The 26978-nt window shown below is 72.8% G+C and carries 22 protein-coding genes; 17 read left to right on the top strand and 5 right to left on the bottom strand.

Features of this window, described 5'->3' with window-relative positions; all coding sequences use genetic code 11:
• Window positions 1–13: 13 nt before the first annotated feature.
• Window positions 14–1156, bottom strand: a complete 1143-nt coding sequence (locus ACRAKH_RS12550) for a substrate-binding domain-containing protein (protein WP_380727004.1) — start codon at window positions 1154–1156, stop codon at window positions 14–16.
• Complete coding sequence (locus tag ACRAKH_RS12555; protein ID WP_447009828.1) at window positions 1153–3060, bottom strand: heparinase II/III domain-containing protein; 1908 nt, start codon at window positions 3058–3060, stop codon at window positions 1153–1155. Before ACRAKH_RS12555 ends, ACRAKH_RS12550 begins: the two co-directional genes overlap by 4 nt.
• A 128-nt stretch (window positions 3061–3188) precedes the next feature.
• Between ACRAKH_RS12555 and ACRAKH_RS12560 the strand changes: the two genes are divergently transcribed.
• The 8 genes from ACRAKH_RS12560 to ACRAKH_RS12595 all read left to right on the top strand — a co-directional run bounded on the left by ACRAKH_RS12560 (window position 3189) and on the right by ACRAKH_RS12595 (window position 14138).
• Window positions 3189–4208 (top strand): hydroxyacid dehydrogenase, encoded by a 1020-nt coding sequence (locus ACRAKH_RS12560; protein WP_380727000.1) that lies wholly within the window; start codon window positions 3189–3191, stop codon window positions 4206–4208.
• Complete coding sequence (locus tag ACRAKH_RS12565) at window positions 4205–6160, top strand: DUF2264 domain-containing protein (RefSeq protein WP_447009829.1); 1956 nt, start codon at window positions 4205–4207, stop codon at window positions 6158–6160. The genes ACRAKH_RS12560 and ACRAKH_RS12565 overlap by 4 nt, the downstream gene beginning before the upstream one ends.
• Before the next feature lie 22 nt (window positions 6161–6182).
• Window positions 6183–7478 (top strand): ABC transporter substrate-binding protein, encoded by a 1296-nt coding sequence (locus tag ACRAKH_RS12570; protein ID WP_380726996.1) that lies wholly within the window; start codon window positions 6183–6185, stop codon window positions 7476–7478.
• Between the two features lie 48 nt (window positions 7479–7526).
• Entirely contained in the window at window positions 7527–8474 is a 948-nt protein-coding gene (locus ACRAKH_RS12575) for a carbohydrate ABC transporter permease (protein WP_380726994.1), read from the top strand.
• Window positions 8474–9373, top strand: coding sequence for a carbohydrate ABC transporter permease (locus tag ACRAKH_RS12580; RefSeq protein WP_380726992.1), 900 nt, complete (start codon window positions 8474–8476; stop codon window positions 9371–9373). Before ACRAKH_RS12575 ends, ACRAKH_RS12580 begins: the two co-directional genes overlap by 1 nt.
• 5 nt (window positions 9374–9378) lie before the next feature.
• Window positions 9379–10053: a hypothetical protein gene (locus ACRAKH_RS12585; protein ID WP_380726990.1), complete on the top strand. Its 675-nt coding sequence runs from the start codon at window positions 9379–9381 to the stop codon at window positions 10051–10053.
• A 67-nt stretch (window positions 10054–10120) separates the two neighbouring features.
• Window positions 10121–10885, top strand: coding sequence for a sugar phosphate isomerase/epimerase family protein (locus ACRAKH_RS12590; protein WP_380726988.1), 765 nt, complete (start codon window positions 10121–10123; stop codon window positions 10883–10885).
• 82 nt (window positions 10886–10967) lie between these two features.
• The gene (locus tag ACRAKH_RS12595) at window positions 10968–14138 is read left to right on the top strand and encodes a glycoside hydrolase (RefSeq protein WP_447009830.1); all 3171 of its coding nucleotides are present in this window, start codon (window positions 10968–10970) and stop codon (window positions 14136–14138) included.
• A gap of 45 nt (window positions 14139–14183) precedes the next feature.
• Here the strand turns inward: ACRAKH_RS12595 and ACRAKH_RS12600 are convergent, their stop codons facing one another.
• The gene (locus ACRAKH_RS12600; RefSeq protein ID WP_380729546.1) at window positions 14184–14600 is read right to left on the bottom strand and encodes a hypothetical protein; all 417 of its coding nucleotides are present in this window, start codon (window positions 14598–14600) and stop codon (window positions 14184–14186) included.
• Window positions 14601–14632: 32 nt separating this feature from the next.
• On the bottom strand, window positions 14633–15046 hold the full coding sequence (locus tag ACRAKH_RS12605) for a hypothetical protein (RefSeq protein ID WP_380729543.1): 414 nt from the start codon (window positions 15044–15046) through the stop codon (window positions 14633–14635).
• 189 nt (window positions 15047–15235) lie between these two features.
• Here ACRAKH_RS12605 and ACRAKH_RS12610 point away from each other — a divergent pair, with 189 nt between their 5' ends.
• Complete coding sequence (locus ACRAKH_RS12610) at window positions 15236–17128, top strand: eCIS core domain-containing protein (protein ID WP_380729541.1); 1893 nt, start codon at window positions 15236–15238, stop codon at window positions 17126–17128.
• Between the two features lie 99 nt (window positions 17129–17227).
• Here the strand turns inward: ACRAKH_RS12610 and ACRAKH_RS12615 are convergent, their stop codons facing one another.
• Window positions 17228–18436 (bottom strand): S8 family peptidase, encoded by a 1209-nt coding sequence (locus ACRAKH_RS12615; protein ID WP_380729539.1) that lies wholly within the window; start codon window positions 18434–18436, stop codon window positions 17228–17230.
• 224 nt (window positions 18437–18660) lie between these two features.
• Here ACRAKH_RS12615 and ACRAKH_RS12620 point away from each other — a divergent pair, with 224 nt between their 5' ends.
• From ACRAKH_RS12620 to ACRAKH_RS12655, 8 genes are all read left to right on the top strand, one after another.
• On the top strand, window positions 18661–19080 hold the full coding sequence (locus ACRAKH_RS12620; protein WP_380729537.1) for a YciI family protein: 420 nt from the start codon (window positions 18661–18663) through the stop codon (window positions 19078–19080).
• A gap of 11 nt (window positions 19081–19091) precedes the next feature.
• Window positions 19092–20369 carry an RNA polymerase sigma factor gene (locus tag ACRAKH_RS12625; protein WP_447009831.1) on the top strand — a complete coding sequence of 426 codons (1278 nt, stop codon included), beginning with the start codon at window positions 19092–19094 and terminating at the stop codon, window positions 20367–20369.
• A gap of 262 nt (window positions 20370–20631) precedes the next feature.
• Window positions 20632–22827 carry an RNA polymerase recycling motor ATPase HelR gene (gene helR / locus ACRAKH_RS12630; RefSeq protein ID WP_380727908.1) on the top strand — a complete coding sequence of 732 codons (2196 nt, stop codon included), beginning with the start codon at window positions 20632–20634 and terminating at the stop codon, window positions 22825–22827.
• A gap of 83 nt (window positions 22828–22910) precedes the next feature.
• A complete protein-coding gene (locus tag ACRAKH_RS12635) occupies window positions 22911–23162 on the top strand; it encodes a type B 50S ribosomal protein L31 (RefSeq protein WP_380727910.1) in 252 nt (83 codons plus the stop codon).
• A complete protein-coding gene (gene rpmF / locus ACRAKH_RS12640) occupies window positions 23162–23323 on the top strand; it encodes a 50S ribosomal protein L32 (RefSeq protein WP_380727912.1) in 162 nt (53 codons plus the stop codon). Before ACRAKH_RS12635 ends, rpmF begins: the two co-directional genes overlap by 1 nt.
• A 236-nt stretch (window positions 23324–23559) precedes the next feature.
• Window positions 23560–24408: an SDR family NAD(P)-dependent oxidoreductase gene (locus ACRAKH_RS12645; protein WP_380727915.1), complete on the top strand. Its 849-nt coding sequence runs from the start codon at window positions 23560–23562 to the stop codon at window positions 24406–24408.
• 36 nt (window positions 24409–24444) lie between these two features.
• A complete protein-coding gene (locus ACRAKH_RS12650; RefSeq protein WP_380727917.1) occupies window positions 24445–25452 on the top strand; it encodes a GNAT family N-acetyltransferase in 1008 nt (335 codons plus the stop codon).
• A gap of 117 nt (window positions 25453–25569) precedes the next feature.
• On the top strand, window positions 25570–26550 hold the full coding sequence (locus ACRAKH_RS12655; protein ID WP_380727919.1) for a pentapeptide repeat-containing protein: 981 nt from the start codon (window positions 25570–25572) through the stop codon (window positions 26548–26550).
• The last annotated feature ends 428 nt before the right edge of the window (window positions 26551–26978 follow it).

Below are 26978 nucleotides of genomic sequence, written 5' to 3' on the forward strand. Positions count from 1 at the left end.
GCTCACGGCGACGTCAGGACGACGACCGCACGATCAGCCGGGGCTCGATCACGACGCGGTGCGCGGGCCGGTGCGGGTCCGGGTCGTTCAGCCGGGCGGCGAGCAGGTTCACCGCGGCCCGCCCGACGGCGGACTTCGGCGGCCTGATGGCCGTCAGCGGCGGGTCGCACAGCTCGGCCACCTCGTCGTCGTACGTGACCACGGCGAGCTGGTCCGGCACCCGGATGCCCCGCTCCTGGCACCGCTCCACCAGCGAGATCGCCTCCGGGTCGGAGTGGACGACCAGCGCCGTCGTGCCGGACGCGACGCAGGCGTCCAGCAACGCGTCGAGGTCGGCGGGCCACCGCGAGTCCGGCCGGTCCACGGTCTGCACGTCGGGCGTGCCGTCGAGCGGGAGTCCCAGCTGCTCGCACGCCTCCCGCCAGCCGCGCCGGACGTGCGGCGACGTCGGGCTCGTGGTCGTGGTGCTCAGGCCGACGCGTCGGTGCCCGAGGTCGGCGAGGTGGCGCACGGCCATCGCGGCCCCGCGCGCGTGGTCGCTCACCACGGACTCGACCGACTCGCCGTGCGTCTCACCGGGCGTGCGCTCGATCAGCACGATCGGCACGTCCACCGACCGCAGCCACCGCATCAGCGACTCGCCCTCGTCACCGGTGGTCGTCGGGGCCACCAGCAGGCCGTCGACGCCGACCGACTCGACCAGCCGGGTGAGCTGGCGGCGTTCGTCGGCGGCCTCGTAGGTGGCGCCGCGCAGCACGATCCGCACGTCCGCCTCGGCCGCGCCCTCGCGCACGCCCTTGATCACGTCCGGCCAGTAGTAGTCCAGCGACGGGACGACCATGCCGATGGTCGGCTGACCGGCGCGCTCCTCGGGCCTGCGCTCGGCGACGGGCGACGTGCCGCCGTTCACCTCGGCGGGGAACGCGTGCGGCGGCACGTCGTCCGCCACGGCCGCGCTGACGGTCGCGCCACCCCGGACGCGCCGGATCAGCCCCTGCTCGGCGAGCAGGGAGATGTCGCGGCGCACGGTGATCGTCGAGACGTCCAGCTCGTCGGCGAGGTCGCTCACGCGCACGGTCCCGCGTCGCCGCAACAGCTCCACGACGCGGGCGCGCCGCTCGGAGGGCAGCATGGCGGCCGGTTCCGACGTCGTCATGCGGACACCTCCACCGTGATCACGACACTTCCTCGCGCCACGTCGGGCAGGCGCAGTTCCAGCCGGGTCAGTTCGTCCCCCCACACGGTCCGGAGCAGCGGATCGTCCAGCTCGCGGACGGTCAGCGTGGCCGATGCCAGGCCCGGATCCCAAGCGAGCAGGGTAGCGCGGGCCCCGTCGAGCGGGTGCACGACGAGCCGTCCCGGCGAGTCCCGCACGACGTCGCCCGCGATCAGGTAGTGGATCACCGACGGCTCGCCGTCGTGGTCGTCCGCGAAGTCCCAGCTGTCCTCGACCGTCACGCGCCGCCGGTCGCGGTCGAGGGTCGCGGTGCGCCACCAGGACCGCAGCGCGGGCACGGGGTAGGCGGGCGCGAGGTCCATCCGGACGCGGAACCGGTCCGGCGCGTCGTCCGCGGTGACGTCCCGCGCGTGGTGGGCGCGTCCGGCGCCCTGGGCCGTGCCGCGCACCTCGGGGACGTTGTGCCAGCTGCTCCGCATCGTCCAGATGTCGTAGCGGTCCGGGCCGAAGGTCTGCCTGGTGTACGTGGGCCGGCCGGCGTCGACCAGGACGGGCACGCCGTCGACCGCCACGATCACCGTGCCGACGTCGTTGTGGTTGTGGTGCTCGTCGTTGTGGCCGCCCTTGACGACCAGGGCCGGTCCGGCGGTCGACCCGGCGGCGAGGCGCGCGAGGCCGACCTGGGTGCCGGGCAGCCACGCGCTGCCGACCAGCGGTTCGGCGGTGTGCTCCGCGATCGGGGTGGCCAGGTCGCCGAGGGCGCGTCCCAGCTCGACGTTCTCGGCGATCGCGGTGGCCCGCTGGGCGGAGGCGTGCTGCTCGACGTCCCGGTCGCCGGTGCGGCCGGCCCACCGCTGCGGCACGTGCCACGGCAGGCGGTAGGGGGACCGCGCGGCGGCGTCGGCGAAGTTCACGAACCACGGTCCGCCCAGGTGCATCAGGCGCGGGAAGCCGACGGTCGCGCGCACCACGGGGACGTCCGCCGCGGACAACGCGCCGCCGGTGGCGTGCTCCAGGACGTCGAGCGCTTCGAGCGCCCGGCACGCGCCCTCCCACCAGTACCCGAACCCCTCGTCCACGGACCCGTCGGCCGGGAGGGCGGCCAGGTAGCGGTCGATGCCGCGCACCGCGTCGGCGACGATCCGGGTGCGGTCGGCCGCGTCGTCCACGAGGCGCAGGGCGGCGACCAGGACGTTGCCGCAGACCCACGGGCACCAGTTGTGGACGTCGCCGTCGAGGCCGAGCCAGTGCCAGTCGCGGCGGGTCGTGAACGGGTCGAGGACGCGGGCGCGGACCTCACGGCGCACGCGGGCGCGGAGACCGGGCCAGCGGGAGTCGAGGCGGTCGCCGACGACGTGGTCGAGCCAGGCCAGCTGCCCGGCCACGACCCCCGCGCCGAGGTCGAGGTACGGGACGTCCGGGTCGGGCACGACCGCGCCGCGCGTGCGGTGGTGCTCCTCGTGCGCGGGCCAGCACCACGTGCTCCGTTCGCACAGCAGCACGACGCCGTCGGCCACCTCGTCCAGCCGGTCGTCGTCGTGCGTGGCGAGGGCGGCGAGGGTCGCGCGGGTGAGCCGGTGCTGCTGCTCGAAGATCGGCGTCTCGTAGGCGGTCCGGTCGCCGTCGCGGAAGTAGCGGGCGTACCGGGAGGCGGTCGCCTGCGGCCACGGCGTGCCGAGGTCGGCGCGTGCGCGGTCGAGCACCGCGGCCAGCCTGGTCGCCGCGCCCGGAGGCCACCGGTCCGGGTCGCCGACCGGTGGCAGGGCGGCCGGGGGAGGCGCGAGCAGGCCGGCGAGGGCCGTCGGCTCCAGCCGCGCGCCCCAGGCGGCCGACAGCGGACCCGCGTGGCTCGGTTCGGCGCTGGTGCCCGCGTTGGCCGTCATCACTGCTCCTTGTCGTAGATCAGATGATAAATCTGATCGTAACTGATCGAAACAAGCTATTGACTTGAAAATGCCGATCACACATGATCGGCGCACTGTTCGAGCGCTCCGGCCGCAAAGGACTCCGCGTGACCCACGGACACCCACGACCCCAAGCGCTGCTCGTCATGGAGCCGGACCACTTCCGGGTCCAGTTCCAGCAGCCGCAGCTGGACCGGCTCGAACGGCTCGTCGGCCTCGGCGACCCGCTCTCGACCGCCGAACTCGACTCGCCGGCCGTCCGGCGCAGGCTCCGCGACGTCGACGTGCTGCTGACCTCGTGGGGCTGCCCGCCGCTCACCGCCGAGCGCCTCGCCGCCGCGCCCAGGCTCCGCGCGGTCTTCCACGGCGCGGGCAGCGTGCGCTCCTTCGTCACCGACGAGGTGTGGCGGCGGCGCATCCTGGTCACCAACGCGGCCGACGAGAACGCCGTCCCCGTCGCCGAGTTCACGCTCGCCGCGATCGTCTTCGCCGGGAAGAAGGCGCCGTTCCTCGCCCAGGACGCCCGCGCGCACCGCGACGACTGGTCCTACGTCGCGCGGCGCGGCGAGCTGACCAACCGCGGCCGCACGATCGGCGTCGTCGGCTTCTCCCGCGTCGGCCGCCGCGTGGTGGAACGGCTCGGCGACCTCGACGTCACGGTGCTCGTGTCCGACCCGTACGCCGACCCCGCCGAGGTGGCGGCGGCGGGCGCGCGGCTGGTCGAGCTGCCCGACCTGCTGCGCGCCGTCGACGTGCTCACGCTGCACGTCCCCGCGCTGCGCTCCACCCGCCACCTGATCGGGGCCGCCGAACTGGCGGTGCTGCGGGACGGCGCGACCGTCGTGAACACCGCGCGCGGCGCCGTGCTCGACACCGCCGCGCTCGAACGCGAGTGCGCGACCGGGCGGCTGGACGCGATCCTCGACGTCACCGACCCCGAGCCGCTGCCCGCCGACTCCGTCCTCTACGACCTGCCCAACGTGATGATCACGCCGCACATCGCGGGCTCGCTCGGCTCGGAGACGCGGCGCATGAGCGACAGCGCGATCGACGAGCTCGAGCGCTACCTGACCGGACAACCGCCGCGTGCCGCCGTCACGCCGGACACCCTGGGGAAGAGCGCGTGACCGCGGACCTCTCGCCGATCACGGGCTGGACGCGCGACCGGTGGGCCGACCTGGCCGACCGGATGCTTCTCGCCGTCCGCCCGCACACCTCGCCCGGGCACGCCCGCGTCACGCTGCCCGGCGCGCCCGGCGGCTACGGCTCCGCCGTCGACGGGCTGGAGGGCTTCGCCCGCACGTTCCTGCTCGCCGGTTTCCGGCTCGCGGGGGAGGACGGCCGCGACCCGCTCGGCCTGGCCGACCGGTACGCGCGCGGCCTCGACGCGGGCACCGACCCGTCCTCGCCGGAGCGATGGCCGCGTCCCGAGGAGCACGCGCAGGCGAAGGTGGAGGCGGCCTCGATCGCGCTGGTCCTCGACCTGACGCGACCCTGGCTGTGGGACCGGCTGACCGACGCCGTGCGCGAGCGGGTGGTCGACTACCTCTCCGCGGTCGTCGGTGACGACACCTACCCGCGGTGCAACTGGGTGTGGTTCCGGATCGTCGTGGAGACGTTCCTGAGGTCGGTCGGCGGCCCGTGGCAGGCCGAGGACGTCGCGTCGGACCTGGCCGCGCACGACTCGTTCTACCGCGGCGACGGGTGGTTCGCCGACGGCGACGAGCGCTCGTTCGACCACTACGGCGGCTGGGCGCTGCACCTCTACCCGGTGCTGTGGGCGCGGATGCGCGGCGCGGCGGACCTCGCCGGCGACCGCGCGGCCCTCGACGTGAGCCGCCTCGACCGGTTCCTCCTCGACTACGTGGGCCTCGTCGGCGCCGACGGCGCGCCGCTCGTGCAGGGCCGCAGCCTGGTCTACCGCTTCGCGGCCGCCGCGCCGCTGTGGGCCGGCGCGCTGGCGGGCGTCCCGTCGACGTCGCCCGGTCTGCTGCGGCGGGCCGCGTCCGGGATCGTGGGGCACTTCGCCGACCGGGGCGCGCCCGACGACCGCGGTCTGCTGACCCTCGGGTGGTACGGCGAGTGGCGGCCGTTGGCGCAGAGCTACTCCGGGCCGTCGTCCCCCTACTGGGCCGCGAAGGGCATGATCGGCCTCGCGCTGCCCGCCGACCATCCCGTGTGGACGGCCGTCGAGGAGCCGCTGCCGGTGGAGCGGGACGACCGGACGTGGGTCGCGACGCCGCCCGGCTGGCTGGTCTCGTCCACCCGCGCGGACGGCATCGTGCGGGTGGTCAACCACGGCACGGACCACGACGTCGTCGGCGGGTCGGTCGGCGACTCACCCCTCTACACGCGCCTCGGCTACTCCACCGCGACCGCGCCGCTGCTGTCGGAACGCGCGTGGACGTCACCGGTGGACCAGTCGGTCGTGCTGCTGGACCGCTCCGGCGTCGCCACCCACCGGGCGGGGATGCGGACGTTGAGCGTCGAGCGGGTGGGCGACGCGGTGGTGGGCGCGTCCGCCGCGCGCGTCCACTGGCTCGACCCGGAACCCGGCCAGCCGGACCACGGTTCCGGGCGGCGGGGCGTGGCGCGGGACGTCGCCGTGGTCACCACCGTGTCGGTCGTGCGCGGGCCGTGGGAGGTGCGGTGCGTCCGAGTGGACCCGCTGGCGGACGACGGGGACGCGACCGGACCGCGCGACGTGACCGCGCTGCGGATCGGCGGCTGGCCCCTGGCCGGCGACGGCCCCGCCGTGGTGCGGGAGCGGGGACGCGTCGAGGTCCGGTCCGGCGGCCTCACCTCGGTCCTCGTGGCCGGACCCGGCCTCGACCGGGTCGGCGCCGACGACGAAGACGACGCGAGCCCTCTGGGCCCGCGCAGCGCCACCCCGTGGGGAGCGGGAGAGGTGACGCCCGGCAGGTGGGCTGCCGCGGCGATCGGACTGGGTGCGACCGCACCGGGCGGCCGGCCCGGCGACGTCCCGGAGATCGTGCTCGACCAGGAATCCGGCCGGGTGGACGTGCGCTGGCCGGACGGTGGCTCGACCGCGGCAACCCTGCCGCACCACCACGGATGAAGTGGGAAAGGGAGACGGATCAATGGTGACTCCGAACAACCCCCGGGCGGGCGGACGGCGAGGCCGCGCCCGCGGCGCGCTCGTCGCGCTCACCGCGTTGTCGCTCCTCGCCGCCGGCTGCGGTTCGGGCGGCAAGGCCGACGAGAGCGGGCCGGTCACGCTGAGCGTGGCGGTCTGGAACCTCCAGGGCACGCCCGAGTTCCAGGCCCTGTTCGACGCCTTCGAGAAGGCCAACCCCGACGTGACCGTGCAGCCGGTCGACATCCTCGCCGCCGACTACCCCACCAAGGTCACGACGATGCTCGCCGGCGGCGACACGACCGACGTGATCACCATGAAGAACGTCACCGACTACGCCCGCTACGCCGGTCGCGGCCAGCTCGACGACGTCACGGACCTGGTGAAGGACAAGGACACCACCGAGCTGGCCGGGCTCGACGCGTTCGAGCAGGAGGGCAGGTACTTCGCGCTGCCGTACCGGCAGGACTTCTGGCTCCTCTACTACAACAAGAAGATGTTCGACGACGCCGGCGTCGCGTACCCGGAGAACCTGACCTGGGACCAGTACGCCGAACTTGCCAAGAAGCTCACCAAGGACGCGGGCGGCAGCAAGGTCTACGGCACCTACCACCACACCTGGCGGTCCGTGGTGCACGCCATCGCGGCGGCGCAGGCCGGCGGCGACCAGATCACCGGCGACTTCGAGTTCTTCGCCGACCAGTACCGGGTGGTGCTCGACCTGCAGGAGGCGGGCGCCGCGCTCGACTTCGGCAGCGCGACGTCGCAGCAGGCCAACTACCGCACCATGTTCGAGACCGGCGCGACGGCCATGCTGCCGATGGGCACCTGGTACACGGCGGGCATCATGCAGGCCGAGGCCAAGGGCGCCACCGCGGTCGAGTGGGGCATCGCGCCCATGCCGCAGCGGCCCGGCGCGTCCGGCGTCACGACGTTCGGCTCGCCGACCGCCTTCGCGGTCAACAAGAACGCCAAGCACACCGCCACCGCGCGGAAGTTCGTGGAGTTCGCGGCGGGCGCCGAGGGCGCGAAGGCCATCACGAAGGTCGGCGTGATGCCCGCGTTGCGGAGCGACGAGATCACCAAGGAGTACGCGTCGCTGGAGGGCATGCCCACCGGTGAGCAGACCGCCAAGGCTCTCAAGCCCGACGAGATCGCGCTGGAGATGCCGGTGAGCGAGCACACCGCCGACGTCGACACCATCCTGAAGGAGGAGCACGACCTGATCATGGTGGGCGAGAAGTCCGTCGAGGACGGCATCCGCTCCATGCGCGACCGGGTCCGCAAGGTCACCGACTGATCCGCGCCCCAGGTCGACGCCCCCGCCGCCACCAGCACGAGGACGAGCATGGCCAACGCAGTGACGCAGACGAAACCACCGCCGGTGACGGCGCCGGCAGGGCCGCGCCGCGGTTCCGCCCGGCGGCGCCGGACCCGGCGCAACACCCTCATCGGCTGGAGCTTCATCCTCCCGAACTTCCTCGGGTTCGCCCTGTTCACCCTCGTGCCGGTGATCGCGGCGTTCGCCCTGGCGTTCATGGAGTGGGACTCCTACCGCGCGCCCGAGTGGGTCGGCCTGGACAACTTCGCCGAGATGCTGGAGGACGAGAACTTCCGGGTCGCGCTCACCAACACGCTGTACTACGCGGCGGGGCACATCCCGCTCACCATGGTCGCCGCGCTAGGCCTGGCGATCGTGCTGAACCGGAAGATCCGCGGCGTCGGCTTCTTCCGCACCGCGGCGTTCTTCCCCTACGTCACGTCGCTCGTCGCGGTCGCCGTGGTGTGGAACATGCTGTTCAACCCCACGATGGGCCCGGTCAACCAGTTCCTCGGCGCGATCGGGGTCGACAACCCTCCCGGCTGGGTGGCGAGCACCGACTGGGCGATGCCCGCGGTGATCATCACCAGCGTGTGGCGGGACATGGGGTACTACATGGTGCTGTACCTGGCCGGCCTCCAGTCGATCCCGGAGGAGTACTACGAGGCCGCGCGGGTCGACGGCGCGTCCACGTGGGACCGGTTCCGGCACATCACGCTGCCGAGCCTGCGGCCGACCACGTTCTTCGTGCTGGTCATGCTGACGATCCAGAGCTTCAAGGTGCTCGACCTCATCGTCGTCATGACCAACGGCGGGCCGGGGCGGAGCACGCTGGTGCTCTCGCAGCTCGTGTACCGCGAGGGCATCACCGAAGGCCACTTCGGCTACTCGTCGGCGATCGCGTTGGTGCTGTTCGTGATCGTGCTGACGGTGACCGTCCTCCAGTTCCGCCTCAACGAGCGGAGGAACGCCTGATGACCACGTTGCGCGAAGCGGCACGACGGGCCGCGCCACCGGTGGACCCGGCGGCGGGGAACAAGTCCCGCGGGCGGGCGTGGCGGGTCGCCCGACCGGTGCTCACCTACGTCGCCCTGATCGCGGTGGCACTGCTCGTGCTGGTCCCGTTCGCGTGGATGCTCTCCGCGTCGCTCAAGCGCGACAACGAGGTGTTCACCGTGCCCATCCAGTGGATCCCCGACGAGCTGCGCTGGTCGAACTTCGTGGAGATCTGGGACCGCGTCCCGATGACCACGTACCTCGGCAACTCGGTGTTCCTGTCGGTGACGATCACGTGCCTGCAGCTGCTCACCGGCAGCTTCGCCGCGTACGGGTTCGCCAAGGTGCGGTTCCCCGGCCGGGACGCGTTGTTCCTGACCTACATCGGGACGATCGCCGTGCCGTGGCAGGCGTACATGGTGCCGCAGTACATCATGATGCAGCGGATGGAGCTGACGAACACGTACTGGTCGATCATCCTGTTGCAGGCGTTCAGCGCGTTCGGCGTGTTCCTGATGCGGCAGTTCTACCTGTCCATCCCGGACGAGCTGTGCGAGGCCGCGCGCATCGACGGGCTGAGCGAGTACGGGATCTACCGGCGGATCGTGCTGCCGCTGTCCAAGCCGGCCCTCGCCAGCCTCGCGCTGCTGAGCTTCGTCGGCACCTGGAACGACTACATGGGGCCGTTCATCTACCTGACGAGCAACGAGCTGTGGACCGTCCAGCTGGGCCTGCGGTCGTTCGTCGGGCAGTACGACGCCGAGTACGCGATGATCATGACCGGCGCGGTGCTGTCGGTGCTGCCGATCCTCGTGGTGTTCCTGTTGGGGCAGCGGTACTTCATCCGGGGCATCGCGACGACCGGGCTGAAGGGGTGAGCGCGGTGACGGCACGGCTGTTGCGCCCCGCCTCCCAGGAGACCTACGAGAAGGTCTTCGGGATGGTGTACGTCGGCCTGATGGCCAACGTGCTGCTCGCCGTGGGCTGCGCCCCGCTGCTGCTGGCGCTGGCCGTGGTGCGCGACCCGCTCGCGTCGTGGCCGTTCTTCGTGGTGCTGTCGGGGTTCTGCGCGCCGGCGCTGGCCGGGGTGTTCGGCTGCTTCGCGGAGCACGACTCCGGGTCGACGCGCGTCTGGCGGCCGTTCGCGGCGGCCTACCGCCGTGCGGCCGGACGGGCGGTGGCGGTGTGGTTCGGCGGCGCCGCGGTGGTGGTCGTGCTCGCGCTCGACGCGGCCGTCGTCCACCGCTCGGCGTGGGGACCGGCGCTGGTGCCGTTCTTCGTGACCGCCACCGTGCTGGTCGTGGCGACGGTGGTCGCGGTGATCCTCGTGCTGGCGACGACGTCGGGAACCGTGCGGACCGGCTCGCTGGTCCGGGCGTGCCTCGGCCTGGTGGCCCGGCGCTGGTACCTCGGTCTGGCGAACGCCGCCGTGCTGGGGCTCGCCGTCGCCGTGGTGCTGGTCCAACCGCTCGCGGGCCTGCTCGTGGCCTGCGCGCCCCTGCTGTACGTGGTGTTCGGCAACACGCGGGCGATCACCGCTCCGCTGGCTCGGGACTAGGATCGCGCCCTGTTGCGACCGCCGTCGTGCGCCGCAACCGGAAAGCGCTTTCCAAGGGAGGTGTGCGGTGGCGGACCGGTCGGAACGGGTCGGGTTGTGCTCCGTCACGTTGCGGGCGCTGGCTCCGGCCGACGTGCTGCGCGTCGCGGCGGAGGCGGGGCTGCGCGTGGTCGAGTGGGGCGGTGACGTCCACGCCCCGCCCGGCCGGGTGGACGCCGTCCGCGGGCTCACGGCGGCGTCGGGGCTGACCACGTGCTCCTACGGGTCGTACTGGAAGGCGGGGGAGTACCCCGTCGAGCGGTTCGCCGACGTCGCCGACGCGGCGGTCGGCCTCGGCGCGCCGCGCGTCCGGGTGTGGGCGGGGGTGGAGGGGTCCGCGGACGCCTCCCGCGCCACCCGTGACCGGGTCGTGTCGGCGTTGCGGGAGGCGGCGCAGGCGGCCGCCGAACGGGGCCTCACGATCGCTTTGGAGTTCCACGGCGGCACGCTCGCCGACACCCCGCGGGCGACGCTCGACCTGCTCGACGCGGTCGACCACCCCGCGCTGGGCACGTACTGGCAACCCTCCGTGGACGAGCCGGACGAACCCGCGTTGGCGGGCCTCGCCCTGCTGCGCCACCGGGTCGCCGCGGTGCACGTGTTCTCGTGGTGGCCGGGCACGACCCGGCTGCCGCTGACCGCCAGGGAGGGCCTGTGGCGGCGGGCGTTGGACCTGCTGGCCGCCGACCCGGTCGACCTCCTGCTGGAGTTCGTGCCGGGTGACGACCCCGCGGTCCTGGGCCGCGAAGCCGCCGTGCTGCTCGCGTGGGTGGACGGACGCGCCGCGCCCTGAGCGGCGATCCCGGCAACCGGCGCGGCTTCGGAACGACTTCTAGGCAAGCGCTTTCCCGTCCCTGAAGAGGAGACCGACGACGATGAAACCGCACCGACGACCCCGCGGACTCGCCCACCTCGGCCTGGCCGCCGTGCTGGCGGGCGGCCTGGTCGCCGCCGCCGGACCGCCCGCCGCCGTCGCGCAGGCGACGGAGGCGCAGCCCGTCACCGTCCGGCCCGACCCGTCCTACCGGCACCAGGAGTTCGAGGGCTGGGGCACCAGCCTGGTCTGGTTCGCCAACGCCACCGGCGGCTACCCCGACGAGGTCCGCGAGCGCCTGGCCGACCTGCTGTTCGGCGAGGACGGGCTGCGGCTGAACATCGCCCGCTACAACATCGGCGGCGGCAACGCGCCGGACGTCCGCACGGACTACATGAAGGCCGGCGCGACCATGCCGGGCTTCTGGCGCGCCCCGGAGGGCACCACGCGCGAGGACGTGGACTGGTGGGACCCGGACAACCCGGACCACTGGAACTGGGACGCCGACGCCAACCAGCGGTGGTGGATCGACCGGATCAAGGACCGGGTCGACACCTGGGAGGCGTTCAGCAACTCGCCGCCGTGGTTCCAGACCGTCAGCGGGTACGTGTCGGGCGGGTTCGACCCCAGCGCCGACCAGATCCGCGCCGACCGGGTGGACGACTTCGCGACGTACCTGGTCCGCGTGTCCGAGCACATCGAGCGGGCGCACGGCATCGAGATCGACCTCATCGAGCCGCTGAACGAGCCGAACACGCCTTACTGGGGCACGCAGCTCGGCCCGGACGGTCAGCCGACCGGTGGCCGCCAGGAGGGCGCGCACGCCGGCCCGGCCCTGCAGCAGAGCGTGGTCCTCGCGCTGCGCGAGGCGCTGAGCCGCTCGCAGGTCGGCGCACGCCTGTCCGCGATGGACGAGACCGACTCCGGCCGGTTCCGGACCAACTGGAACGGCTACAACGCCGAGGCGCGCGCGGCCGTCGACCAGCTCAACGTGCACACGTACGGCACGGGTGACCGGACGTCGACGCGGGACATCGCCAAGGGCGCCGACAAGCCGCTGTGGATGAGCGAGGTGGACGGCACCTGGGGCAACCGCCACAGCTTCACCGACATGGAGCCGGGCCTCGGCATCGCCGAGCGGATCGTCGCCGACGTGCGGGAGCTGGAACCGTCCGCGTGGCTGCTGTGGCAGGCGATCGAGGACTACAACCCGCAGTTCGCGGCGGGGAAGAACTGGGGCACGGTCCAGGTGCCGTTCGACTGCGCGCCCGACGCCACGCTGGAGACGTGCCCCGTCCGCACCAACACGAAGTTCAACACGATCCGGAACTTCACCCACTTCGTGCGCCCCGGAGACCACGTCGTCAAGGTGGACGACACGTCCAGCCTGGCGGCCGTGTCGGCCGACGGCGCTTCCGCGACCGTGGTCCACGTCAACAGCTCCGACCGCCGGCGCGCCGTGACGCTCGACCTGTCCCGGTTCGGCGTGGTGCTGCCGCACGCCACCGTCACCCCGGTGGTGTCCGACGCCGGCAACGCCCTGGTCCGCGGCACGCCCGTGGAGGTCGACGGCCGCACGGCCACGCTCACCGTGCCCGCGAAGTCCGTGACCACGTTCGTCGTCGACGGCGTCAAGGGCGTGGCGAAGGACGCGGCGCTGGTGCGCGACGGGCACGTGTACCGCCTGACCGGCGTGCAGAGCGGCAAGGCGCTGGCGCCGACCGCGGACGGCGGCTCGGCCGTGATCCGCGCCGTCAACCCCGACCAGTCCGACGCGAGCGCGTTGTGGCGGCTGGAGGAGGTCACCGAGGGCCTGGGCAACCGGTCCCGCCACACGGTGACGCACGCCGTGAACGGCCGGCGGTTGGCCGATCGCGGGAGCGGCCTCGCGCTCGAACCGGCGGGGGAGGCAGACCCGGCCGCGCAGTGGGTCATGTCCACCACCGGGGACGGCTCCTGGACGTTCGTCAACGCCGCCACCGGACGCCTGCTCGACGTGACCGGCCAGGCCACCGGTGACGGCGCGCCGGTGGGCGTCGGCGTGCCCAACTCCGGGCCGAACCAGCGGTGGACCGTGGCCGACCGGACCGTGCTCGGCGCGCGGGACGTGGACGTCTTCACCGTGCCGGGGCGCGCGCCGGAGCTGCCGGCGACCGTGCCCGCGACGCTGCGCGACGGCACGGGCGGCGCGTTGGCCGTGCGGTGGGAGCCGGTGCCGGAGTCCCGGTGGGCCCGTCCGGGGACCGTCCGGGTGCCCGGCACGGCGACCGACCCGCTCGGCCGGACGTTCCACACCACCGCGGTCGTCACGGTCGACACCATCGCCTCCACCCGGCCCGGGCGCGCCAAGGCGTACGTCGGTGGCACGCCCGCGCTGCCGGCCACCGTCACCGGCGTCGGGACGCGCGGCGGCGCCGTGGAGCTGCCGGTGACGTGGCAGGCGCCGCCCGCGCCTGCCGCGCCGGGCGTGGTGGTGGTCGACGGCACGGCGCGGGTGGTCGACGGCTCCACCGTCCCCGCGACCGCGCGGGTGCAGGTGACCCAACCGATCGAGGCCAACGCGGCGGTCGAGGACGGCGTGGTGGCGTCGGCGACGTTCACCGAGAACGGGTACTCCCCGAACCGCCTGCGCAACGGCGTCACGAACGACAAGGCGTGGTCGAACTGGAGGTCGGGCACGAAGAACCCGTCGGACACGATCACCTACCAGCTGCCGCGCGCCCGTGACGTCGACCGCGTCGTCGTGCACTTCTACCGCGACGGGACGACCGCGAGCTACGCGAAGTCCCTGCGGGTGCAGGTGCGCGACGCCGACGGGACGTGGGTGGACGCGAGCGGGGAGGTGCCGGTCGTGGGCGACGGCGCGCCCGCGCCCGTGGTGGAGGTGCCGGTGCGCGCGACGGCCGACGCGGTCCGGGTGGTGCTCACGGCACGTCCGTCGACGTACCTGACGATGAGCGAGATCGAGGTGTTCGCCAAGGAGCCCGGCACGTCGTCCGACGCGTCGGCGGCGCAGCTCGCCGTGGACGGCCGACCGCTCCCGGACTTCGACCCGAGCACCGAGGAGTACCGGGTCGACGCCAGGCGGGGCGAGGTGACCGCCGTCGCCGCCGACCCGTACGCGGCGGTGGCGGTCACCCAGGCCGACCACGCCGAAGGCGTCGCGACGGTCACCGTGACCAGCGAGGACGGCACCCGGCACCGGACCTACACGGTTCGGTTCCAGCGCTGACGACGTGGGTGGTGCGGCCTGAACCCCCAGTCCGCACCACCCACCTCACGGGCGACGGCGTGGTCCGGGCCGGGCGTAGTGCCGGTGCAGCGCGCCGACGTGACCGGCCCAGAAGAGCTGGCGGTCACCGGCGTTGGAGGGCACCGGCAGGCCTTTGGCCCTCGCCAAGGCGTAGAAGCCGGAACCGGCGTCGTTCGCGTCGATGTACTGGACCAGCGCGCTGATGAGCAGGCCGCCGGTCTCGGCGAAGGAGTCGTCGGCGATCTGCCCCAGCAGGTGGCCGAGCGCGGCCCGCTCGGACCCCTGCTCGAAGTCGAAGCCCCTGACGTCGGTGCGGCGGGCGAGCACGGCGTTCAGCTCGGTGTACGTGGTCGTGCGCCGCAGGGCCGCCTGTTCGACCAGGAACCTCTTGCCCTCCTCGACCAACCTGTCCCACTCGTCGTCGGAACGCCCGTGCGGCACGGCGTCCTCCTCTCCGGTGGCGTTGGCGTCCGCTACGACTCGTTCGGCTTGTAGCAGTCCTTGAACCCGTCCGGCTTGGGCTGGTTGCCCGCGAGCGCGGCCACGACGTCCTGCTGCTTCAGGTTCTCCGGGTAGCCGGGCCAGTCCGGCTCCTGCCCGTTGACGTGCAGCTCGTCCAGCCAGTACCCGGCCTGGCCGGACACCTTCTCGAACTCCAGGTCGCAGCCCTTGACCCGCACCGTCACCTCGATCACCTTCTGCGACGACTTGACGGTCCGCTTGCCGACCTTCTTGCCCTTCTTCTCGGACTCGCTGCGCGGCTCGCCGATGTTGCCGAAGCCCGCGGCCCTGAGCTCCTCGACGAACTTGTCCTCGTTGCTCGCGCACCCCACCAGCGACGCGGCGAGGCCGAGGGCCAACAGCACGGACGTGACCTTCGTGTTCATGGCGCACAGCAAACAGGCGGGAGTGATTTCGCCGCTCACCGGCCGGCCAACCGTTACCGCGCTGTTACGTTCCGCGCGCACGCCACCGCACGGGCACCACGACTGCCCGCACGTCTGCCCTTTCCGCCCTGCACCGCGGGACGGCCGGCCACTAGGTCTGGTAACCACCGGCGCGCCCCGAGGAGCGACATGCACGCACACGAGGAACAGCGCAACGACCACCCCGCCGCCGCCAAGGTTCCTCGCGGCGACGCCGAAGCGGCATCGCGCGCGCACCCGGACCTGTCGGCGGCACTGCGACCCGACTCGGTGATCGCCCTCCAGCGGATGATCGGCAACGCCGCGCTCACCCGCCTCCTCGCCGGCGACGTCGCCGTCCAGCGCTCGCCCGTCCACGGCGTGCTGCGCAGTCCGGGACGTCCGCTGGACGGGGCGGTGCGCGCGGACATGGAGGCACGGCTCGGCGCGGACTTCTCCGACGTGCGCGTGCACACCGACCGCACGGCGCACGAGTCGGCCGAGGCGGTCGGCGCGGAGGCGTACACCTCCAGCTCGCACATCGCCTTCCGGCAGGGCCGGTACGACACGACGTCCCACTCCGGCCGCGAGAGGCTCGCCCACGAGTTGACCCACGTGGTGCAGCAGCGCCGCGGCCCGGTCGCCGGGACGACCACCGACGACGGGCTCACCGTCAGCGACCCGTCGGACCGGTTCGAGCGCGAGGCGGAACGGGTGGCGGCGCGGGCGATGGCCGGTGGCACCCCCGCGCTCGCGGAACAACCGGCGCCCACGTCCGCCACCGACGGTGGCACGGTCGTCGCCCGCATGATCAGCACGGCCGACTTCCTGGCCCGCACCAAGGCCACCTGGTCGCGCGGCAACAAGGTCGTGCCGATCGACCGGGCGCTCGCCGCCTACCACGCGGTGCCGCAGAACGACTTCACGGCCAGGCGGACGGCACTCAAGAACCTCGTCCGCGCCTGCGAGAGCTACCTCAACACGTCGAAGTCGCAGACGTTCGGGCCGCAGGTCGGCGACGTGAACCGGGAGGCCCACGACGAGCTGAAAGCCGTCACCGTGCCCGCACTGGTGCAGGAGACCAAGCAACGAGCCGCCGGCCACCAGGTGATCTACCAGGCCCTGATCGACGCCGAGGGGCAGACCGACCGGGTGGACCGGCTGCGCGCACTCCTGCGGGCCCAGGAGCTCCTCCTGGCCGAGATCGGCAACGGGAACGCGGCCACCGAGGACGACCTCGTCTTCGTCTCCTCCAAGCTGATGGAGTGGCAGAGCCACGTCGCCGGCAGCCTCACCGCGGAGGAGCAGCGGCTCGTCGTCGAGGACGACCTGGGGTTGTTGGCCCGGATGCGCGTCGACCAGGCCGTGCCGCAGATCACCCGGGACGTCCTCACCGACCTGCTGGCCCACCGGGACCTGGTGGACTTCCGCGTCGGCACGCCGGGCACCACGCTGGCCGGCCCGGACAGCCCCGGGAAGTACACGCTGAAGAACATGAGCAACCCGCCGCTCGGCACGACGGAACGGCTCGGCGCCCTCACCCACGAGCTGACCCACGTGGACGCCGGTGAGGCGTACGCCAACACCGAGATCCTGCTGCTGTTCCAGCGCGGGGCGACGGACGACCAGGTCGCGCAGCTGGCCGTCGGGCGCAAGAACGAGATCGAACTCCTGCGGACGCGCCTGCACCAGTTCGCCGGGCTCGACAACAGCCAGAGGCGGCTCTTCGAGGGGAAGCTGGACTACACCCTCAGCAAGACCAGGCTGATGTCGTACGCGTTGAGCTTCAAGGAGAAGGAGAAGATCGACCAGGCCACGTTCGACCGGATCGTCCACCTGGACACCCTGACGAAGCCGAACAGCGGCCTGCTGGTGGAGTACGACACGGTGATCAACCAGCTCTTGATCTACCTGCACCGGTGGGGCGTGGACCCCGCCGAACCGCTCTACGTCGAGACCCGTCGCATCGCGGGGCAGCAGCGCGGCGAGCGGCAGGCCGGTCACGCGGCGCAGGCGCAGGCCGCCGCACCGGCGGCGACGACCCAGCCCCAGTCCCAGACCTGATCGGACGCGGAACGGCCGGGAACGCGGAGTAGATGCGGAGAAGCCCCGCCGGTGACGGGCGGACCGCCCCCGAAGCGACGAGGGCGGTCCGCCGGCCCGTCAGAACGACGCGACGTCGAGCAGCGGCTCGTGCGTGGCGTCCGGGTCGGTGCCCGTGTTCCACGTGCCGGTGGCGGCCGCCTGGAGCGCGGACTTCACCGTGCCGGGCGTCGCGGTCGGGTGGGTGGCCCGGTACAGGGCCGCGCCGCCGGCGACGTGCGGGCTGGCCATCGACGTGCCCGAGATCGTGTTGTAGCCACCGCCCTTCCACGTGGACAGCACGCAGACACCGGGCGCGATCAGGTCGACGTCGGCGCCGTGGTTGGAGAAGTCCGCGAACGTGTCGTCCACGTCCGCGCGGCACGTGGCCGCGGCGCCGCCACCGGGTTGGCCGTTGAAGTCGGCCAGCGCGCTGACCGTGATCACCTCGTCGTACGCGGCCGGGACGAAGGTCGCCGAGTCCGCCGCGCTGTTGCCGGCGGCCACGACGTAGGTGACGCCGGCCGCCACCGAGCGGCAGATCGCCTCGTGCATCGCGTCCCGGTTGGTGCCGCACGCGCTGTCGCTGCCGGACCCGCCGAGGCTCATGTTCGCGACCTCGATCTCGTCCGCGTGCGCGGTGACGTAGTCGATGCCGCAGATGATGTCGGAGAAGCTGCCGCTGCCCTGGTTGTTGAGCACCCGCACCGGCCAGATGCGGGCGCCCGGCGCGACGCCGACGACGCCGTCGCCGTTGTCCAGCGCGCCGATCGTGCCGGCGACGTGCGTGCCGTGCCCGTTGCCGTCGTCGGCGCTGCGCCCGGAGGAGCAGTTCTTCGCGCCGGCGGTGTGCACGTTGAGGTCGGGGTGGTCGAGGTCGACCCCGGTGTCGATCACCGCGACGTCGACGGCGACCCGCTGGTCGGCGCCGTCGATGCGGGCGGTGGCGCTGAGCTCGGCGTCCACGCGGTCGACGCCGGTGGGCGTGGTCTGCGCGGTGGCGGTCGCGACGCCGTCGGGCTGGACGAGCGCGACGCGCGGGTCACGGGCGAGGCGGGCCGCCGCGGTGGCGGTCATCCGGCCGGAGTACCCGCGCAGGGCGCTGGAGTAGACGTGGTCCACGGTCGTGCCGTGGTCGGCCGAGACGGAGGACACGGACGAGGCGGCGACCCCGTCGGCGAGCAGGACGATGTACCCGCTGGTCCGGGTCTCGGCGGACGCGGGCGTGGCGGGCAGGACGGCGGCGAGCAGGACGGCCGCGAACAGTGACGTGCCGAGTGGGCGTCGCATGGCGCTCCTGGTGGGACGGGTGCAGGGGCCACGATGTTCTCACCCCATCGTGGGTGATTTGCTGCACCGTTCGGGCGACGTGGGGAGCCCGGCGGGCACCGCGCCGCGCCTCCGGAGGACATGCGGAAAAATTCTTCGCGGCCCGTGTCGATCCGCGGCACCCGCCGTTCGACCCAGGGGTGAGAGGGTCCGAGAGGGGCCCGGAGGACGCAGGAGACCGAACCATGAAGTACATGCTGATCATGCGCGCGACCGACGAGGCCTTCGCCGCGATGGGGAACGTCGACTTCGACGAGATGCTGGAGACCGTCGGCAGGTTCAACGACGAGCTGGTCCGGGCCGGCGTGCTGGTCGCCGCGGAAGGCCTCGCCGACGCCTCCGAGGGCGTGGTCGTCGACTACTCCGCCGAGCCGCCCGTGATCACCGACGGCCCCTACGGCGAGACGAAGGAGCTGTTCGGCGGGTTCTACATCCTCAACGTGACGTCGAAGGAGGAGGCGGTCGAGTGGGCGAAGCGGATGCCGATGGGCGGTCCCGGCTTCAAGACCGAGATCCGCCGCGTCAGCACGATCGACGAGTTCCCGCAGGACAACGAGTGGGTCCAGAAGGAGAAGGCGTGGCGCGAGGCCACCGGTCAGCTCTGAGCGGGACGGGCGTGACCGATCCGACGGGACGCGGGGCCGTCGCCGCCGTGTGGCGGATCGAGTCGGCGCGGATCGTCGGCGCGCTCGCGCGGTACACCGGCGACTTCGCGCTGGCCGAGGACGTCGCCCAGGAGGCGGTGGCCGAGGCGCTGGTGACGTGGCCGCGCGACGGCGTGCCCCACAACCCCGCGGGGTGGTTGCTCACGGTCGGCCGGCGGCGCGCGATCGACGCGTTCCGCCGGCGGTCCGCCGCGGACGAGAGGTACGCCGCCCTGGCCCACGACCTGGGCGAGGGCGGCGCCTTCTCGGGCGCCGCCCCCGCCGAGCACGCCGACGACGTGCTGTGGGACCCGGACCAGATCGACGACGACGTGCTCGCGCTGATGTTCATCTCCTGCCACCCCGTGCTGTCGCGCGAGGCGCGGGTGGCGCTCACGCTGCGCGTCGTCGGCGGTCTGACGAGCGACGAGATCGCCAGGGCGTTCCTCATCCCGACCGCCACCGTGCAGGCCCGCATCACCCGCGCCAAGAAGACCCTGGGCGCGGCGGGGGTGCCGTTCGAGGTGCCGCCGGCCGAGGAGCGGAAGAAGCGGCTCGGCTCCGTCCTCAACGTGCTCTACGTGATCTTCACCGAGGGGTCGACGGCCAGCTCCGGTGACGCCCTCATCCGGCTCGACCTGGCGAGCGAGGCCCAACGCCTCGCCCGCGTGCTGGTGCGGCTGGTGCCCGACGAGCCCGAGGCACACGGCCTGCTGGCGCTGCTGGAGCTGACCGCCGCGCGCTTCCCCGCCCGCACCGGCCCGGACGGCGAGCCCGTGCTGCTGGAGCACCAGGACCGCCGCCGCTGGGACCACGGCGCCATCCGCCGGGGACGCGCCGCCCTGGCCCGCGCGGAGCAGGCCGGGCGGGGCCTCGGCGCCTACGGCCTGCAGGCGGCGATCGCCGAGTGCCACGCCGTCGCGCCGTCGGTCGAGGCGACGAACTGGGAGCGCGTCGTGCTGCTGTACGAGGCGCTGGGCCGCCTCGCGCCGTCACCGGTGGTCGACCTCAACCGGGCGGTGGCCGTGTCGATGGCGTCCGGACCGGCCGCGGCGCTGCCGATCGTGGACGGGCTGGTGGCCGCCGAGGCGTTGGCGGGCTCGCACCTGCTGCCGAGCGTGCGCGGGGAACTGCTGACCCGGCTGGGACGCGCCGACGAGGCGCGCGCCGAACTGCGGCGGGCCGTGGGGCTGTGCGGCAACGAGCGCGAACGCGCCGTGCTGGAGCGGAAGCTGGCCAACCTGGCCTGAGGGAGTTGAGGCGGAAAGGGGGATCACCCGCTCCCTTTCCCTCTTCAACATATAGCAGACAGGGGGTCTTGCGGCAAGACCCCGGTGGTGGCGCAGAATTGCCGGCCGAAGCTGAAACGGGCCACCTGCCGGCGATCTCGCACATTTGTGCGGCTTGAGGGGTGCGGCGTGGCGACAGGTACAATAAAAAATCGGCGTGCTCTCCATCGGAAAATGGAAAACCCGCCGAACCTGACATCAGATTAGCCGCTGCGAGGGGCATGTGTCAAAACAGGGGTACGAGGACGAACTGCGGTCCGAGCGGCACTACGTGACCGATCTCCACCGGCGGCTGGACACCGAGCGCGCGAGGGTGAAACGCGAGTACACGGCGGCATTGCGGGGGACCGGCGGCACGCCGATGGAACGGGATTTCGAGGTGCGCGCGCTGGCCAAGGAGGCGAAGCGGCTGGACGTCGCCGACAACGGGCTGTGCTTCGGTCGGCTCGACTCCCTTTCGGGTGGGCATTCGTACATCGGCCGGATCGGTCTTTTCGACGAGGGCGACGAGTACGAACCGGTGCTGCTCGACTGGCGGGCGCCGGCGTCGCGCGCGTTCTACGTCGCCACCGGCGCGAACCCGGAGAACATGCGCCGACGCCGCCAGTTCCACACCCGCGGCCGTCAGGTGCTCGGCTTCACCGACGAGGTGCTCGGCCGCCCCGACGGCGCGGAGCAGGGCGACGCGGCGCTGCTCGCGGCGGTCAACGCGCCCCGCGGCGAGGGGATGCGCGACATCGTCGCCACGATCCAGGCCGAGCAGGACGAGATCATCCGGCTCGACCACCCCGGCGTGCTGGTGATCGAGGGCGGCCCCGGCACCGGCAAGACCGTGGTGGCGCTGCACCGCGTCGCATACCTGCTGTACACGCAGCGGGAGCGGATGGAACGCCACGGCGTGCTCGTGGTCGGCCCCAACCCGGCGTTCCTGAACCACATCGGCCGCGTGCTCCCGTCGTTGGGCGAGTCGGAGGTGGTCTTCATGACGACCGGCGACTTCGTGCCGGGCCTGCGCGTCACCGCCGAGGACTCCCCGGAGGCCGCGCGGCTGAAGGGCTCGCTGAAGATCCTCGACGTCCTCGCGGCCGCGATCGCCCACCACCAGCGGTTGCCGGAGGACCCGCTCCCCGTGGAGCTGGGGGGCGTCACGGCGCGGATCGACGCCGAGACGGCCGAGTGGGCGAGGGACGAGGCGCGCAAGAGCGGGCTGCCGCACAACGAGGCCCGCGCGGTGTTCACCGAGATCGTCACCTACGTGCTCACCGAGCGGGCGATACCGCGGATCGGCAAGGGGTGGCTGACCCGCGACGACCGCAAGTCGTGGGAGCGCCTGCGGGCGGACCTGCTGAAGGAGCTGGCGGAGGACGACGGGTTCACCGCCGCGCTGGACCAGCTCTGGCCCGTGCTGACGCCGGCGGAGGTGCTCGGGTCGCTGTACTCCTCCCGCACGCGGCTGCGTGCCGCCGGCGCCGACGAGGTGCTGTTCCGCGCCGACGGCGACGCCTGGACCGTCTCGGACGTGCCGCTGCTGGACGAGCTGGTCGACCTGCTCGGGCCCGACAAGTCGGTCGACCGGGCCGCCGAGCGGGAGCGGAAGGCCGAGGCGAAGTACGCGGCCGAGGTGCTGGACAGCCTCGTCGGCCGCCAGGACTCGATGGACGACGAGGACCACCTGTTCGCCACGGACCTGCTCTACGCCGAGGACCTGGCGGACCGCGTGGTCGAGCAGGACACGCGGGACCTGGTCGAACGCGCCACCGCCGACCGGGACTGGACCTACCGGCACGTCGTGGTGGACGAGGCACAGGAACTGTCCGAGATGGACTGGCGGGTGCTGATGCGGCGCTGTCCCGGCCGGTCCTTCACCGTGGTCGGCGACCTCGCCCAGCGCCGGTCGGTGGCCGGCGCGACGTCGTGGGACGCGGTGCTGGAGCCGTACGTGCCCGGTCGCTGGGTCTACCGGTCGCTGACCGTGAACTACCGCACCCCGGCGGAGATCATGTCCGTCGCCGCCGCGGTGCTCGCCGAGTTCGCGCCGGACGTGCGGCCGCCGGAGTCGGTCCGCGCGAGCGGCGTCCGGCCGTGGGCTCGGCAGGTCGCCGAGGACGAGCTCGCCGCCGCCGTCGAGGACTTCGTGCGCGACGAGGCCGGCCGCGAGGGCACCAGCGTCGTGATCGGGCCGCCCGGTGTGCCGGGCGCGGTGGCGGCGTCGGAGACCAAGGGGCTGGAGTACGACGCCGTCCTGGTCGTCGACCCGGAGCGCATCCTCGACGACGGTCCTCGTGGCGCGGCGGAGCTGTACGTCGCCCTCACGCGCGCCACCCAGCGCCTCGGCGTCCTGCACCGGGGTCCGCTGCCGCGGGCGTTGGCCGGGCTCGCCGAGGTCGCGCCACCCGTCCGGGTCGGTGGTCGCCCGTAGCCGCACCCTCCGCCATGCGGAACGACAATCATTTCCAGTAGGATGACGTCGTCCGCCGAGTGGCACGACCAGATGGAGGAGCTGTGAAGCAGGGCATCCACCCCGACTACCACCCGGTGGTCTTCCAGGACCTGTCGACCGGGAAGGCGTTCCTGACCCGGTCGACGGCCACGTCGGCCAAGACCGTCGACTGGGAGGACGGCAACACCTACCCGCTCATCACGGTCGACGTGACGTCGGACTCCCACCCGTTCTGGACGGGCACCCAGCGCCTCGTGGACACCGCGGGCCGGGTGGAGAAGTTCAACCGCCGCTACGGGAAGCGGACGAGCTGATGGCCGTCCCGAAGCGCAAGACGTCGCGCAGCAACACCCGCCACCGCCGCGCCCGGTGGAAGGCGACGCCACCCGACCTCGTCCCCGTGACCACGCTGGACGGTCGCAAGCTGACCGTGCCGCGCCGCCTGGTGGCCGCCTACCGCCGCGGGCTGCTCTGACGACGAGGCGGTGTGCGTCCGCGTGGCCGCACACCGCCTCCGTTCCGGCCGTGGTCGCACGGTTACGAGCTCGCGGGCGCGCGGTGGGCGAGCAGCGACCACATGTGGTTGGGCCGCCTCGGCTGACCGCCCGCCCCCGGTGACCTGTCTCACGTCCCGTCACAGCGGTCGAACACCCGGTGTCTTGTGGCCGGCCTCTGGGAACGGCCTACCCACGAGAGAACGGGGAAGACATCGTGAGCAAGATCTGGTTCGTCACGGGTTCGTCGCGCGGCCTGGGGCGCTGCTTCGTCGAGGCCGCCCTGTCGCGCGGCGACAAGGTCGCCGCTGCCGCCCGCAACACCGCAAGCCTCGACGACCTGGTCGCCGAGCACGGCGACGCGGTGCTCCCGCTGCCGCTCGACGTCACCGACAAGGCCGCCGTCTTCGCGAGCGTGCGACGGGCCCACGAGCACTTCGGCCGCCTCGACGTCATCGTGAACAACGCGGGCTACGCGCAGATCGGCGCGATCGAGGAGCTGACCGAGCGCGAGCTGCGCGACCAGCTGGAGACCAACCTGTTCGGCCCCCTGTGGGTCGTCCAGGCCGCGCTGCCCCACCTGCGCGAGCAGGGCGCGGGGCACATCGTCCAGCTGTCGTCGGCGGCCGGGCTCATCGCGATGCCGCTCGGCGGCGCGTACCACATGTCCAAGTGGGCCGTCGAAGCCCTGAACGACACCCTCGCCCAGGAGGTCGCCGGGTTCGGCGTCAAGGTGACCGTGATCGAGCCCGGCGGCTTCGCCACCAGGAACGGCAAGAACCCCGACCCGCTCGACAACGGCCACATGTCCGAGACCAACCCCCTCTACGACGGTTTCCGCGAGCGCATCGCCGCCGTCACCGGGAAGCAGCCCGCCGGCGACCCGGTCGCCGCGGCGCGGGCGCTCCTCAAGATCGTCGACCTCGACCGGCCGCCCCTGCGGGTGCTCTTCGGCCAGGGCTTCCACCCGATGCTCCAGCAGGCCTACGCCGACCGGCTCAAGACGTGGGCCGACTGGCAGGACCTGTCGGCGGAGGCCCACGGCAACCGCGATTCCACCCGGTGAGCCGCACGCGCGGTCGATCGTCGGCACAATGGCGGCATGGGGGCTGAACCGTTCGACGTCGCCGGGGCGGCGGAAGAAGACCTGCGGGCCGTCCACCGGGTGATGCTGGCGGCACAGGCGGTGGACCGGCCGGACGAGGCGCCCTTGACGTTCGAGGCGCTCGTGGGCGCTCTGCGGACTCCGCCGGCGGGGTTCGGCCCCCGTCGGTGCTGGGTCCTGCGGCGCGGCGGCGGGATCGTGGCCATCGCGTTCGCCAACTTCCCGGAAGCGGAGAACGGCCACCTCTCGCTGGTGACGATCACCGTGCACCCGGAGCAACGCCGACAGGGCGTCGGCACCGCCTTCCTGCGGGACCTGCTGCCGGAGCTGGAAGGCCGTACGGTCGTCGAGGGCTGGGAGATCACCCGTGGCGGCGCCGGCGAGCACTGGGCCACCGCGGTCGGGTTCCGGGTCGTCAACACGATGGTGCTGCAGCTGTTGTCGGTGGCCGAGGTCGACCGGGCGACCTGGGACGTCCCGGCGCCCGCCGGCTACCGCGTCGAGGACTGGGCCGGCGCCACTCCCGACGCGCTGCTCGGTTCGCTCGCCTGGGCGCGGAACGCCCTGCGGGACGCGCCTTTCGGCGACATCGACTTCCAGGCTCCACTGTGGACACCCGAACGCGTGCGCGAGGCCGAAGCCGACCTGCGCGCCCGTGGCGTCGACCAGCGGATGGTGGTGGCGGTGCACGAGGAGTCCGGCGACGTCGTCGGCGTCACCGAGGTCGAAGTCCGTCCCCACCGCCCGCGTTGGGCGTCGCAGCGCGAGACGTCAGTGCTGCGCGCCCACCGCGGCCACGGCCTCGGCCGGTGCATCAAGGCGCACATGGCGTGGCGACTGCTGGCCGACCGCCCCGACATCGAACGCTTCTACACCACGACGAGCGCCGACAACACCCACATGATCCGCGTGAACGAGGCGATCGGCTACCGCACCGTCAGGACGCTGGTGTCGGTGAAGCAGGACGTCGCGGTCCTGGCGTCCCACCCGGGGGTGCGCGGGTAGGTCCCGCCGAACGCCCGACGCGCTCGTTGCGGAGACCGGGACGTCGGTGCGTGGCAGTATTCGCCGATGAGTCCGCACCACTTACCCCGTCCGCGCCGGGCGGAGAGGTCTTCGCGAGTGGTCCGCCCGGCCGGTCTGCGCCGTCCGGCCGGGCGTCGGGAACGGCGATCACGGCCTGGCTGGGCGTGGAACTGGACCGCGATCGCGGCGGTGGTGGCCGCGGTGGCCTCCGCCGCCGGCGTCTACTTCACCGGCCGGTCGTTGGAGGCGACGCGGGCGCAGAACGCGGTGGCCGAGCAGGGGCAGCTGACGGACCGGTTCACCAAGGCCGTCGACCAGCTCGACCGCGCCGGCGCCGAGCACCTGCAGGCACGTCTGGGCGCCGTCTACGCGTTGGAACGCCTGGCCCGCGACTCGCCGCGCGACCACCCGACCGTCGTGGAGGTCCTGTCCGCGTTCGTCCGCAGCACCGCGCCGTACCGGCCGCCGATCGCGGACGGCGGGATGCCGGGGGAATGCCCGGACCAGCGGCCGGCGGTGGACGTCCAGGCGGCGTTGACCGTGCTGGGCCGCCGCAACGCCGACCACGACCAGGTCACCCGGGTCGACTTGACGAACACGTGCCTGGGACAGGTGAACCTCGTCAAGGCGAACTTCGCGCGGGCGAACCTGGTCGGGGCCGACGTCAGCTTCGCGGACCTCACCGGCGCGAACCTCGCCGGCGCGGACGTGAAGTACGCCAAGGCCCTCAACGCGACGTTCGTCGGGACCAACCTCGTCGGCGCGAACCTCGGTGGCGCGCACTTCGTCGGCGCGGTGCTGGACCGCGCGGACCTCACCGACGCGATCGTCGGCACCGTCGACTACATCGGCGCGGACTTCTCCGGCGTGGGTCTCACCAACGCGAACCTCACGAACGCGAAGCTCTACATGGTCGACCTGACCAGCGCGGACCTGCGTGACTCGAACCTCTCCGGAGCGAACCTCGCGTACGCGGACCTGACGAGGGCGGCGCTGACCGACGCGCGGCACGACCACAACACCATCGTCACCGACGTCGTGGTCGACGAGACGACGCAAGGGGTGTGGTGGCGTTGAGCGGTGAGGCGACTCCCGTGCCGCGGCCACCGGGGTGTGCAGCCCGGCCGACTACTTGACGACGTGGAAGTCGGGGTGGGCGTACCAGGCCGCCATCGCTGCGCGAGGCGGCCCAGCACGGGTCGGCCCGCGACGTCGCTGACGAAGACGTGCAGCCCGACGTAGCAGCGCGTCGCCCTGCCGGCTGCCCGGGCGATGACCTCCAGTTCCGCCGGGTCGGTCTCGATGTCCGGTCGGTCGAGGGAGTGGGCGTAGGGCAGGCCTTCGGGCGAGCGCCACCGCTCCGGGTCGGCGGCGTCTCGTTCCATGCCCTCGGCCGTCATCTCCGCGACCACGATCGGCTCGACCCGCTCGGCGGTGTACGAGGTGAAGACGTGCAGCGCTGTTCCACCCACGGTGACGATTGTGCGGCACCGACCACCCGCAGG

Source organism: Saccharothrix hoggarensis (assembly GCF_052936025.1).

Coding starts and splice junctions, on each gene's coding strand:
- ACRAKH_RS12550 (WP_380727004.1), bottom strand. CDS start 1,156: ATGACGACGTCGGAACCGGCCGCCATGCTGCCCTCCGAGCGGCGCGCC.
- ACRAKH_RS12555 (WP_447009828.1), bottom strand. CDS start 3,060: ATGACGGCCAACGCGGGCACCAGCGCCGAACCGAGCCACGCGGGTCCG.
- ACRAKH_RS12570 (WP_380726996.1), top strand. CDS start 6,183: ATGGTGACTCCGAACAACCCCCGGGCGGGCGGACGGCGAGGCCGCGCC.
- ACRAKH_RS12575 (WP_380726994.1), top strand. CDS start 7,527: ATGGCCAACGCAGTGACGCAGACGAAACCACCGCCGGTGACGGCGCCG.
- ACRAKH_RS12580 (WP_380726992.1), top strand. CDS start 8,474: ATGACCACGTTGCGCGAAGCGGCACGACGGGCCGCGCCACCGGTGGAC.
- ACRAKH_RS12595 (WP_447009830.1), top strand. CDS start 10,968: ATGAAACCGCACCGACGACCCCGCGGACTCGCCCACCTCGGCCTGGCC.
- ACRAKH_RS12605 (WP_380729543.1), bottom strand. CDS start 15,046: ATGAACACGAAGGTCACGTCCGTGCTGTTGGCCCTCGGCCTCGCCGCG.
- ACRAKH_RS12610 (WP_380729541.1), top strand. CDS start 15,236: ATGCACGCACACGAGGAACAGCGCAACGACCACCCCGCCGCCGCCAAG.
- ACRAKH_RS12615 (WP_380729539.1), bottom strand. CDS start 18,436: ATGCGACGCCCACTCGGCACGTCACTGTTCGCGGCCGTCCTGCTCGCC.
- ACRAKH_RS12620 (WP_380729537.1), top strand. CDS start 18,661: ATGAAGTACATGCTGATCATGCGCGCGACCGACGAGGCCTTCGCCGCG.
- rpmF (WP_380727912.1), top strand. CDS start 23,162: ATGGCCGTCCCGAAGCGCAAGACGTCGCGCAGCAACACCCGCCACCGC.
- ACRAKH_RS12650 (WP_380727917.1), top strand. CDS start 24,445: ATGGGGGCTGAACCGTTCGACGTCGCCGGGGCGGCGGAAGAAGACCTG.